Source organism: Liquorilactobacillus sicerae, assembly GCF_029916425.1.
Lineage (GTDB): Bacteria > Bacillota > Bacilli > Lactobacillales > Lactobacillaceae > Liquorilactobacillus > Liquorilactobacillus sicerae.
Map to the genome: position 1 here is coordinate 1 of NZ_JAHAVQ010000273.1, position 429 is coordinate 429.

Annotated in this window: 1 protein-coding gene; it reads left to right on the plus strand. The window is 50.3% G+C overall.

Features of this window, described 5'->3' with window-relative positions:
- Nucleotides 1–429 (plus strand): ATP-binding protein (locus KH893_RS12405; RefSeq protein ID WP_486606308.1); only part of this gene is annotated, 429 nt, incomplete at both ends.

The following is a 429-nucleotide window of genomic DNA, read 5'->3' on the forward strand; positions in this document are numbered from 1 at the left end:
GTTATAAAGAAATCGAATTTGAAGTCATGCGCGATACTAACGACAACGCCCTGATCGTCGCTTCAATGGAAAACTTCGATCCGGTCGGTATCCATACCGGGGACTCGATTGTTGTCTCTCCGGTTCAGACCCTTTCTGATCGGGAGTATCAAATGCTTAGAGACGCCGCTTTGAAAATTATTCGTGCCTTAAAAATTGAAGGCGGCGTCAATATCCAGCTTGCCCTGGATCCTGATAGTTTTCGTTATTACGTTATCGAAGTCAACCCGCGGGTTTCCAGGTCTTCGGCTCTGGCCAGCAAGGCGACCGGATACCCGATCGCGAAAATGGCCGCCAAGATCGCCGTTGGCCTGACTCTAGACGAGATTGTCAATCCCGTTACCGGGACAACCAAAGCCGAGTTCGAACCGGCTTTGGATTATGTGGTCG